At 49.8% G+C, this 10,547-nt stretch carries 9 protein-coding genes and 2 pseudogenes; 7 read left to right on the top strand and 4 right to left on the bottom strand.

The window, feature by feature from the left end; genetic code table 11:
* The 4 genes and pseudogenes from K5905_RS17815 to K5905_RS17800 all read left to right on the top strand — a co-directional run.
* Positions 1-183: pseudogene (locus tag K5905_RS17815) on the top strand (hypothetical protein); the annotation flags it as partial.
* A gap of 143 nt (positions 184-326) precedes the next feature.
* A complete protein-coding gene (locus K5905_RS17810) occupies positions 327-773 on the top strand; it encodes an MAPEG family protein (protein WP_297586276.1) in 447 nt (148 codons plus the stop codon).
* A 31-nt stretch (positions 774-804) separates the two neighbouring features.
* Positions 805-1,164 carry a YciI family protein gene (locus K5905_RS17805; RefSeq protein ID WP_297586274.1) on the top strand — a complete coding sequence of 120 codons (360 nt, stop codon included), beginning with the start codon at positions 805-807 and terminating at the stop codon, positions 1,162-1,164.
* A 3-nt stretch (positions 1,165-1,167) separates the two neighbouring features.
* The gene (locus K5905_RS17800; RefSeq protein ID WP_297586273.1) at positions 1,168-2,409 is read left to right on the top strand and encodes a DUF6596 domain-containing protein; all 1,242 of its coding nucleotides are present in this window, start codon (positions 1,168-1,170) and stop codon (positions 2,407-2,409) included.
* A 125-nt stretch (positions 2,410-2,534) separates the two neighbouring features.
* Here the strand turns inward: K5905_RS17800 and K5905_RS17795 are convergent, their stop codons facing one another.
* Positions 2,535-3,008 (bottom strand): Arc family DNA-binding protein, encoded by a 474-nt coding sequence (locus K5905_RS17795; protein WP_297586272.1) that lies wholly within the window; start codon positions 3,006-3,008, stop codon positions 2,535-2,537.
* Between the two features lie 292 nt (positions 3,009-3,300).
* Here K5905_RS17795 and K5905_RS17790 point away from each other — a divergent pair, with 292 nt between their 5' ends.
* On the top strand, positions 3,301-3,819 hold the full coding sequence (locus tag K5905_RS17790) for a hypothetical protein (protein WP_297586270.1): 519 nt from the start codon (positions 3,301-3,303) through the stop codon (positions 3,817-3,819).
* A gap of 309 nt (positions 3,820-4,128) precedes the next feature.
* Here K5905_RS17790 and K5905_RS17785 read toward each other — a convergent pair.
* Positions 4,129-4,332 (bottom strand): annotated as a pseudogene (locus tag K5905_RS17785) (transposase); the annotation flags it as partial.
* 329 nt (positions 4,333-4,661) lie between these two features.
* Between K5905_RS17785 and K5905_RS17780 the strand changes: the two are divergent.
* Entirely contained in the window at positions 4,662-5,837 is a 1,176-nt protein-coding gene (locus tag K5905_RS17780; RefSeq protein WP_297586268.1) for an ATP-binding protein, read from the top strand.
* A 366-nt stretch (positions 5,838-6,203) separates the two neighbouring features.
* Here K5905_RS17780 and K5905_RS17775 read toward each other — a convergent pair whose 3' ends face one another.
* Entirely contained in the window at positions 6,204-6,359 is a 156-nt protein-coding gene (locus K5905_RS17775) for a hypothetical protein (protein WP_297586267.1), read from the bottom strand.
* A 460-nt stretch (positions 6,360-6,819) separates the two neighbouring features.
* Positions 6,820-7,644 carry a response regulator gene (locus K5905_RS17770; protein WP_297586266.1) on the bottom strand — a complete coding sequence of 275 codons (825 nt, stop codon included), beginning with the start codon at positions 7,642-7,644 and terminating at the stop codon, positions 6,820-6,822.
* Between the two features lie 672 nt (positions 7,645-8,316).
* On the opposite strand from K5905_RS17770, the gene K5905_RS17765 reads away from it, so the two are divergent.
* A partial coding sequence (locus K5905_RS17765; RefSeq protein ID WP_367186982.1) for a beta strand repeat-containing protein occupies positions 8,317-10,547 on the top strand: 2,231 nt, incomplete at its 3' end.

Below are 10,547 nucleotides of genomic sequence, written 5' to 3'. Positions count from 1 at the left end.
CTGTCGGACAGCGATCCGTTCACGGAACTCGGGGCTCCGATTGCGGAGGACATGCTGATGGTGGATCTCGGGTTTGACGGCAAGATAGCCGACCGGGTGATTGCCGGCGCCTCCTACAGCGGCCGCTACGGCGAGGGAACAGCCATTCATGGCTTCCACGCACGCCTCAATGCCAGGTTTTAGAAGAAGTCGAAAGTTCGATGAAAGCGGGAATGAGCCCAAACCATTTCAATTGCCTGTCAGGTGTAGTGGCAGCAGTTCAAGCAAAAGTTTCATCGATAGCAGAAAAGCATTTGTGAAAATGGCTCTCATGTCGAAAAAGCCGGATGACAATCGTCCTGACGGTATCAACCACAATGTCGAAGGGACAAAACATGGTGTTTTCAGTCACTCCAATTTACGCGCTTGCCGTCGCGCTGGTCTACTTAATCCTTTGGTTCCGCGTCACAACACTGCGGTCTTCGTTAAAACAGTCCATCGGTGACGGAGGTAATCCGGAACTTTTGTTGCGTGTTCGCCAACATGGCAATTGTGCTGAATGGTTCAGTTTTGTTCTAATCCTGATGATCCTGGCAGAAGGTATGGGGGCACCGGCGCTTTACCTTCACATTTCAGGCGTGTTGCTCCTGGTTGGTCGCATAGCTCATCCATTCGGTTTGAAGACTGACAACAGCGGTCATTTCCTGCGTTACGTGGGAAACGGCACAAATATCCTGGCTTCGCTCAACGCCATGGTTTGCCTTGCCGTCAATCTCGTGGGGCTTTGGGCCTGACATTTCCTGAAAGCAGAGAAGGAAACTTCCGATGAAATACATGCTTCTGATTTACAATAACCCGGAACAGCAACCCGCTTACGGGACGTCGGGCTTTGACGAGATGATGTCCGGTTTTTTCGCGGCCAACGAAAGGATGAAAGCTGATGGCGTTCTGTGTGATGGAGAGGGTCTTCAGGGGATCGAGACTGCGACATCCTTGCGGATCAAGTCCGGCAAAGTAGAAACAATGGACGGTCCTTTTGCTGAAACCCGTGAACATTTGGGTGGATACTATGTGGTCGAAGTACCTGATCTGGACGAAGCCCTTAAGTATGCAGCCCTCATCCCTTCAGCCAAGTTCGGCACAATCGAAGTTCGTCCCATGATGGATTACAATCCCAGAGGCTGAAACATGAAGGATGCCGCCCCCAAAGCCATTGCGGTTCATAAGGTCATTGATGATGTTCTTCATCGCGATAGGGGGCGGTTGTTAGCGTTTCTCATTTCTCGATTAACTGATTTTCAAGCTGCAGAAGATGCACTGCAGGAGGCTTTGATTTCCGCCCTCACTCATTGGGCGCGCTCTGGTATTCCGCATTCTCCAACCGCGTGGTTGATGAAAGTCGCACTGCATAAGGGGATTGACCGTGCGCGCACAAGCGCGCGTGAAAGCCGGAAGGTGCGGCAGCTTGAACAGCACATAGCTGGGCATGAAGAAACCGACGAATTACCCAGTATTCCGGATGAGCGACTGCGTTTGATCTTTTCTTGTTGCCATCCGGCGCTTGAGGAAAAGTCCCGTGTGGCTTTGACTTTGCGTGCCATTTGCAATCTGACAACTCGAGAGATCGCTAATGCGTTTTTGGATGCTGAACCTACGATGGCACAACGTATTTCCAGGACAAAAAAAAAGATCAAAACCAAAGGGATTGGTTTTTCAATCCCGGAGCCGGAGCAATGGTCAGACCGGCTTGGTGCCGTGCTGTCAACGATCTACCTAATTTTCACAACCGGCTATGTTGCGCATGACACGGGGCCGCGTGATCTGTGCTTGGAAGCGCTTTTTCTGGCTCGCTTGCTGGTGCGACTTCGGCCGTGTGACCCGGAAATAGAAGGAGCGCTTTCGCTTATGCTTTTGACCGAAGCCAGGCGTTCTGCACGCATTGGGGTAGATGGTGCAACTGTTCCTGTTGAGGAGCAAAATCGCTCACTTTGGCGACAGGATCTCATCTTGGAAGGGCGGAATTTGCTGTCCTTGGCTGTCGCGCGACAAAAATCCGGGCCATTTCAAATCAAAGCAGCGATTGCGGATTGCCATATGACTGATGCTTCCCCGGACTGGCTGCAAATGTCATTGCTCTATCAGTCACTCTGGTACCACGAGCCTACGCCGGTCGTTGCCCTGAACTGGGCGGTTGTTTTGTCAGAGCTCGGTCACGCCGAATTAGCCTTGAGACGACTCGATGGCCTTCGTTGTGCGCTATCTGAATTCCAGCCATGGCATGCAGCCAGAGCACGTATTTTGTCAGATATGGGTCGTTTTCGAGAGGCCAGAGATGATTATGGAACGGCAATCCAAAGAGCCCCAAACCGCGCAAATCGCAGATTTCTTGAAAACAAGCTGAAAGACATCAACCAGCGACTGAACAACTAGGTTTTTGGTCGGTTCCAGTTGTCGTCCCATGTGTTCAGTGCTCCGGGAATTTCAGCAGATAGAGGCAATCAACCGGCGTGTTGAATGCAGTGGATTGGCAAATCTTTTGGCAAAGGAGGCTACGGCTAGGGTGAACCCGTCTGAAACGGAGCTCCAACGCCGTGTTTTAGCCAGTCAGGGTTGACTTTGAGCGCACTGCTCAGGGCATCCAAAAGTGCAAAAGTCGGTCTTTCGCGACCGTTCATGATTGCTTCTAACTGGACAGCGGATCTTTCTCCCGCTTGTTCCGCGAGCATTGAAAGCGTCAGTTGGCCCGGCTTTGAATATTCCCAGTGATTTGCATGATCCAAGGCCCATTGAATGCGGTTAACTTCATCGGACCTAAGCGCTTCGTGCAACCTGGCAACAATCTCGGAGTTCAAGGAACGGCCGTTTTGTCTAGATGCGGCAACAAGGTCATCTTTCATGCATTGCGGCATTCGCAGGTAAAACCTGCACGGTTTTTCGGACATTTTGCAAGCTCCCTTGGCCATGTTTCTTTTTATTCGGATGCAATAATCCAAAATAAACATTGAGTTAAAGTAATAATTATTTGCCAAATTTTATGTAAATCATAGGTGAGATAAGTTTATTATTATCGTTATTTATATAAATTTGCAAGTTTTATTGATTCAGTAAGTCAAGTTATTTATTCCCTTTAAGAATTCTGTTCAGGTGGGTGAGGTGCTGTAACGGAAAGTGCTTGCGGAAAAGGTGCAACTCTCCTTAGGAGTGTATATGATAGAGTGGTCCAACTAAATCGGATATTGAGTTCTATGGACCGAATCGAAGCTATTGCTGCAATGTCGTCACTCGAAATCTTGGCCTTGGTCCTCGAAATCTGATGGTTTCATGACGAAAAACTTGAGTATCATCGGTAATGTCAATGTTGCCGAAATCGCAATTAGCATTGTAGCAGCTGGATACTGGGCAGCTTTCTGGGCTATGAATGGCCTCGATAAATTTCTCAATCGATCCGATATTGGTCCTTTCAATTGGTATGGAAAGGATCGTGTAGATCAGTTCACCACGTATTTCTTAAGGCTTGAAATTTCACCAGACAGCATCAATTCGGTTCTTTGTTTCGCCGGCGTCTGGGAACTTTTTGTCGCCATCCCTTTGTTGGTCGCTATCGTAGCCATGGTTTGGAGACCTGGTTCGACTACCGCGCGGTCTACGCTGTATTGGTCTTACTTTCTGTCCGGAATTACTCTCATTGGTTTCAGTGTCTTCGACGTTGTCGCTGGAGATCGCGCTGAACTTCGCGAGCACGGATTATATTTTGCATTACTGATGGCCTGTTGTTTGTGGGCGAGATTTAGCTTGTCGCCCAAAGAGAATTTGCCATTGAGTTCGACAGCCGGGAATTGATGGCTGAAACTTTTGTTGAATGGCAAATCTATCTTAAGCGTGAAGAGGATGCGTCAAGAATACATCCTCATAGTTTTCAGGATCTTGAGCAGTCTTCGTAAATTGGCTACTGGACTTAATTTTTTGAATTGAGCTCGTTTGAGCAATTTTGATTGTCGCGAAGGTGGAAGCAGATGCACAGATGGGAGGGCGCCGAACCAGCAGGGTTCATGGACGTGCCGGCGGCGGACTATTAGGCGCGCTGCTGACAGGTGTTTGGTGGGGTGGGCTATAATCTGCCTTTAGGTGTCACACGGTGATGGAGTTCGCCCCGATTTTGTGGAAATAAAGGTCCGCGTGTTTCGGACTGATATAGTGGAAGACGCCTATGACCGTTCGTCGGATCGGGGCTCCGAAGTCTTCGGCCGAATTGACGTGGGCTGAACCCCGAGCATATTCGCCCTGGGAGTGATTGACGCTTTCATGACGGGCAAACCCTTCGCCGATAGACATGAATGCCTTCCACTGGTGGGTTCAGAATACGCGTAACACCTGTTCTAAGGCCGGTGGGGGGGATCGTGAGTTTATGATGGCAGTGGCGATGTAGATCATAGCCTCAGAGCTCTGGTCGGTTTTGCAAGCACGCATGGTGATGCGCTTGAACTCCTTGAGTTTGCAGAAGAAGTTCTCGATCAGGTGCCGTCGCGGTTCAATTCTTTGCCAACCAATCAACGTAACAGCACCACAACTTCAACTCTTCTCAGGCTTAGGACGCGGTGGGAAAAGTGATGTGGGGTAGTTGTATGGACTTCTACTGAGTTATATGGCAAACAGGATATAACTGGTTAGAGTTTGGTAGAAATATGGATCCTGTAAGAAACCCTTTCGCTCCTGGAGCAGGTTCGCAACCGCCCGATCTTGCGGGTCGAGACGAAATCATTGCTGATGCCATCATCGCCTTGAAGAGAACAATGATCGGGCGGCATGCGAGATCTCAAATGCTGTTAGGGTTACGTGGTACGGGAAAGACTGTATTGCTGAACTCTATTGAAAATGCGGCTGAAGAGGAAGGATATGTGACCTCAGTTATTGAGGCTCCAGAAGACAAACCGCTAGCAGAGCTTTTGTATCCTAGAATGCAGCAGGTCCTCCGAAAGCTGTCATTTGTTGAGGCCGCTAAGGTAAAAACACATGATGCGATGAAAGCACTGAGAGGTTTTGCAAGTGTCTTCAAAGTAGAGATGGGAGACTTGTCGATTTCGGTCGATCCCGAGCCTGGCGTAGCTGATAGTGGAAACCTAGAATATGACCTTCCTGATATGTTCATCGCTATCGGAACAGCTGCCAAAGCAGCAGGAAAGGGGTGGTGTCTTCTAGTCGATGAGGTTCAATACCTAAAGGAAGAAGAGCTCGCAGCTCTCATAGTCGCGATACACAAAATTGGCCAAAAACAGCTTCCAGTCATCTTTTTCGGCGCGGGGTTGCCTCAGTTGGCTGGTCTGTCTGGAGATGCCAAATCGTACGCAGAACGGCTCTTTTCATATCCAAAAGTTGGGGCACTAAATAAAGACGCTGCTTTGCAAGCGATCAAGGGTCCAATAGACGAAGAGAAGGAAGAAATAACCAACAGCGCTTTAGATGCAATCCTGAAAATTACGGAAGGGTATCCATACTTTTTGCAAGAGTGGGGGTTTCAGTCCTGGAATACAGCTGGCAATTCTCCAATTAATAAAAATGATATCGAAGCGGCAACGGAAGCAGCCCTCAGGAGGCTGGACGACGGATTTTTCCAGGTGCGCTTTGATCGGTTAACACCTAAAGAACGTGAATATGTGATCGCGATGTCAGAACTTGGCAAGGGACCATACCGTTCCTCGGAAGTTGCTGAACATCTGGGTGAGACTCCAAACAAGTTAGGGCCTCGTCGGGCGCAGATTATCGCTAAGGGTATGATTTACAGCCCTCAGTATGGCGACATAGATTTTACAGTTCCAATGTTTGATGACTATCTTCGCCGAAATTGGAAGTTAATTGGCTAGCCGATATGCGTCGTTGTTCGTTGCTTCTCACTTCAGTGTCACTCTGAAGCAGTATTACGAATGGCTTGAAACCGACGGATATCCAAGACGCGGTGCCGAAACTGCAGTCGGCCAGCTTTGCAAAAGACCAGTATTGAGCACGCGGCGCAGCCCAAAGGAATGGAAACTTAGGGACGGAGACTTGTGTGAGCTCCACGGGCATTGACACCACCGGACTAAAGACACTACCGTCTACAAATCGATCGACAATTGAACGCTTCACCGCAGCAATCTGACTGTTGACCGATAGACCCCATCGGTGCAGGCGAGTTCGGTGGGGTTTTTCATGACGCAAGACCATCAGCTAAGTCGCAATCGGGGCGAGCTTCATACTTCCGCCGTCAATTCATCGAAGGTTTGCAGAGTGAGATCTTGGAGGATCTTGTTGGCGGCTAGACCAATTTCAACAGTTTCCCTTGGCGCGTCCTCCGCCAGCATTTCAGTCACCAATATAAACACTTCTTGAGAAAGTTCGTCTGGCATCGATGTGTCCGCTCTCGTCAAAAGGTCGGCAATTATGTTCGCTACCCTCTCTTCAGTCAAAATGCTATTCCACGGGTCACCTTCTTTACATTGGGCTTCCAGCTTTTCGGAATTTTCGTATGAATGGATAAGTACTCCGTGAAGTGTCTGTTCGCCATTGGAGTAGTCTGCACGGAAGCTACCTCTGTTCAGTGCGTCAGGTGAGTTGGCCGCATAGTAGTCACGTTTGCACTGACGACACGTACCATTGGCCCATTGAATTCATGAATTACCACCGGAAAGTCCTAGGGCAATTCCTGCAGCTGTTCGATAAATTCGGCGACGTTCACTTTTGTTTCCAATCAAGTTTCAATGGTTGGTTTCAGCCTGCTTGTATTTCAGTTTGCAAGAGCTCAAAATTAGGTCAGTAAGCGACTGAGATAACACTTCGCCCTGTGAACCAATCGTAGTGCGTGAGCAATTATTCAAAGAGCTTTTTTTCGCGCTCCAGGTACCTGAAGGCTGCGCGTTCCTTAGCGAATTTAGGCGTCTCCAGACCCAAATACATGTGCATCAGCACGTCGATATCATCGGCTGTAAAGGGCTTTTTCAGGAAGCCGGAAACACCGACAAACGCAGCCGACCGTTCCAGGAAGGTCGTACCGTTAGTCGACATCATGTAAATACTTGTTCGGCTGGAAAGGTTGCGAACCCGGCCGGCCAGTTCAAGCCCGTCCATTCCTGGCAGTTGAAAATCGGTCAGGATGATCTCTAGCTTTCCTGCAGACAAAGCCCGCAAAGCCGCTTCTCCACTACCGGCCTCGAAAACCTCGAAGTCAAACCGACTTTCTTGAAGTACCTTTCCGATATCCGCGCGCGCAGCATCGGAACTGTCGACAAGCAGGATCGGCAGACCACTGGTTATCTTGATGTAGGTTGCGACGAGATCGGCCACTTCTTCCTGCCGAAACGGCTTTCGCAGAAAGTGATAGGCCTGATGCTGTCGCAGCAAGGCCTCGTCTTTCTTATCCAACGTTTCTGAAAAAGCGATGATCATACAATCTCTGGATTTGCTCTCCGCCAGCCCCACAATGACGTCAGAGCCGTTCAGGCCGGGCAGTTTCAAGGAAATAAAGGCTACATCAAAACGTCTTTTATTGAGCGCCTTGAGCGCAGAGCAGCCATCATTGACCGTCTCAAAATTGATGTATCGGGTTGCACGATGCATATTGATGCCACGGGTGATAACGCTCTGAACAACTCCGCTGTCCTCGGCGATCAGTATGCGTATCATCTTGTGAAGCATATCAGTCACTCCGAAGCGCAGGAAAAATTGAACAGTGTTACATTATGCAATGTAGCAAATAAGATAAGTAAAATTGTTAATAAAAGTAACAAAATTAAAAGTGATAAATAATAATATTACTTATTTCTGTTGAGTAGATCTAGAATATAACAATAACATCTAAAATGAGGATGGGAATATTTAAGTGTTATTTTTCAAAAAAGCGTCAATTGGCAACTTTTGGTAATAAAAATTACTAAAATTTTTTAATGAGATGCCGTTTTTTTTCTTAGAAGCTCGCGTAGATGTGCAGCGAAGAGTGCATCAAAATCACGCTCAAATTGCATGCGGCGGTTTCTACATAGCTCTCCATCCCCTGAACGAAGGGGGGAGCGTTTGCAATGTAACCAAGAGATTGTGATAGGTATTATTAGCTCTTTATTTGTGCATTTGTCTCAAATTTGAGATGTTTATCACTGTTTATCTAATGGAATAATTTCAATTAATTATTCTGCTTGCAACTTTAACTACGGATTAACCATAACTACGCAGCCTGCACTGGCAAAAAAAGGCGATGTTGAGTTTTTCATCTGCACCGCCCTCGATACTTCTGTCAGGATTACCATTACACACGGGTAGTTAAGGGTCAGGCTGTGTTCCCGGTACTTGCCAATACAATGCAAGGACATTGTTATGTGCAGAAAACCGATCTCCAATTCGTTCTTCAACACCACTGCTCTCACCAGCGTACCCTTGGTACTTTTACTTTCCTGCGCCACTCTCGACAGCGTCCATGGGGACGAAACAATCGACGGCGGGGTTCATGAGATCGTCGGGGGAAGCGATGCTACGCTGGCCTCGCCCTGGGATCTATCCGGGGGGAACGAACTTTTTGTCGGTGACACCGGACAGGGTACGCTCACGATCAAAGAAGGTGGAGAGGTCATTAATCTCAGAGAACTCCACATCGGGAACAGTTCCACTGGTCAGGGTAACGTTACGGTAATAGGCGAAGATTCAAGGCTGCAAAGTGAAGCTCACATAACCGTTGGTTTCGACGGTAGAGGCACACTTACCGTCGAGGATGGTGCGTCGGCGGATGTAGGGTTTCAGTTCCTGATTGGAAAAGGGGCCAGTGGTCATGGAACCGTCGTTGTCAGCGGTGAGAACTCGCGATTAGAGACAGACAGGACGATCTTTTTGGGCCTTTCCGGAGCTGGTACGCTCACTGTGAAAGACGGCGCGAAGGTAGTCGGTGGTCACCAGATCGAATTAGGAACCCAAGAAGGTAGTCAAGGGCATGGGATTGTCAGTGGCGAAAACTCCCAATTGGTGGCATCCGAGGACTTTTTCGTGGGCGTTTTTGGAGTCGGGACGCTCACCATCGAGGATGGTGGGGCGGTAATCGTGGCTAATCAGTCGGCAATTGGACTGCGTGGCCATGGAGACGTGCTTGTCAGCGGCGAAGACTCCAAACTGGAAACTGCAGTGGAACTCTTCGTTGGCTTGGGAGGATCAGGCGTGCTCACGATTGAGGATGGTGCTACGGTTACCAGCAGTCGCTCAGATATAGGCAACAATTCTGGCGGTTACGGCGAAGTGATTGTCCGCGGTGAAAACTCAACCTTCACGTCTCCGGGAGCCGTAGTTGTGGGGGATGAGGGAACAGGCGTGCTGACCGTCCAAGACGGTGGTTCGGTTACACTGACTGACGGCACGAAGACCATTACCATCGGCAAGGTGGCCGGTTCCGAGGGCACGGTTAATATCGGTTCTTCTGCCGGTGATGCAGCTGTTGCTGCTGGTGTGATCGATGCCGATACGATCGCCTTTGGTTCCGGGACCGGAACATTGGTCTTCAATCACACGAATGATAATTATGTGGTTTCCGCCGACCTGACGGGAACCGGCAACCTGGAAGTCTATTCAGGTGAGACCCTTCTGACCGGGGACGGCAGTAGTTTTTCCGGTGATGCCACGATCAATGGTGGAGCGCTTGAACTGTTGGGCAGCGGCTCCCTTGGATCGGGAACGCTCACAGTCAATGGTGGCCTACTGCGAACCGATGGCAGCGGCCTGGCAGTCGGGACAACTGTCGACCTTACTGGTGGAATCGTTGCAGTGGACGGCGATGAGACGGTCGCCAGTCTGAACAACAGTGGCGGCACGGTCGATATTGCCGACGGGGTCATACTGTCGGCGAGCACGATCGACAACACATCCGGTGTGCTCAACATCGGCGCGGGATCGACCCTGAAGGGCACGGCCAACACGCTCAACAATGCTGCGGTCATCAATGTCGGGGTCGGCGGGACCATCACCGATGCGGGCGACATCAACAATCTGGCCACCGGCAGTTTGAACTTCAACGGTTCTGGCGGGACGGCAGTTCTGTCATCAGGAACAGCCATGATCCGCAACAACGGAGCGATCAATGTCCTTGACGGAACTGTTGCGGTCAGTGGTAATTTGACGAATGAAGGCAGTGGTACGTTTGATGTAACCGGTGGGGATGTCACAGGCATTTCAAGCCTGATTAACAGCTCAACGGCGTTTGTTGGTGTAAATGTGGCTGCCGGGCGTTCACTTGATGCAATCTCTATAGTCAACGCTGCAGGAGTAATTGCGGTAAACGGCACCGTGAATGCAACAAGCACCACAATCAGTGGCGGAACCCTGAGCGGAGTGGGAACCTTGACTGGCGCCACCACGGTCAATGGCGGTGGAACGGTCTCCCCGGGCAATTCGATCGGTACGATCACCGTGAGCGATATCACGTTTGATGCCGGCTCGACCTATGCGGTTGAACTGGATGACACGCCGGACAGCGACCTGATCCTGGCAAGCGGCACCGCGACGCTGAATGGCGGCACCGTCGCGGTCTCCGGGACTGCCCTGGTCGGTCACACCTATACCATTCTTTC

Source organism: Roseibium sp. (assembly GCF_025698965.1).
GTDB lineage: Bacteria > Pseudomonadota > Alphaproteobacteria > Rhizobiales > Stappiaceae > Roseibium.
Note: the sequence above shows the minus strand (reverse complement) of the source record. Positions and strands in the feature narration are given on the sequence as shown.

Bases quoted from the DNA above. Each gene is read 5' to 3' on its own strand.
- K5905_RS17810 (WP_297586276.1), top strand. From the start codon at position 327: ATGACAATCGTCCTGACGGTATCAACCACAATGTCGAAGGGACAAAAC.
- K5905_RS17805 (WP_297586274.1), top strand. From the start codon at position 805: ATGAAATACATGCTTCTGATTTACAATAACCCGGAACAGCAACCCGCT.
- K5905_RS17800 (WP_297586273.1), top strand. From the start codon at position 1,168: ATGAAGGATGCCGCCCCCAAAGCCATTGCGGTTCATAAGGTCATTGAT.
- K5905_RS17790 (WP_297586270.1), top strand. From the start codon at position 3,301: ATGACGAAAAACTTGAGTATCATCGGTAATGTCAATGTTGCCGAAATC.
- K5905_RS17780 (WP_297586268.1), top strand. From the start codon at position 4,662: ATGGATCCTGTAAGAAACCCTTTCGCTCCTGGAGCAGGTTCGCAACCG.
- K5905_RS17775 (WP_297586267.1), bottom strand. From the start codon at position 6,359: ATGCCAGACGAACTTTCTCAAGAAGTGTTTATATTGGTGACTGAAATG.
- K5905_RS17770 (WP_297586266.1), bottom strand. From the start codon at position 7,644: ATGCTTCACAAGATGATACGCATACTGATCGCCGAGGACAGCGGAGTT.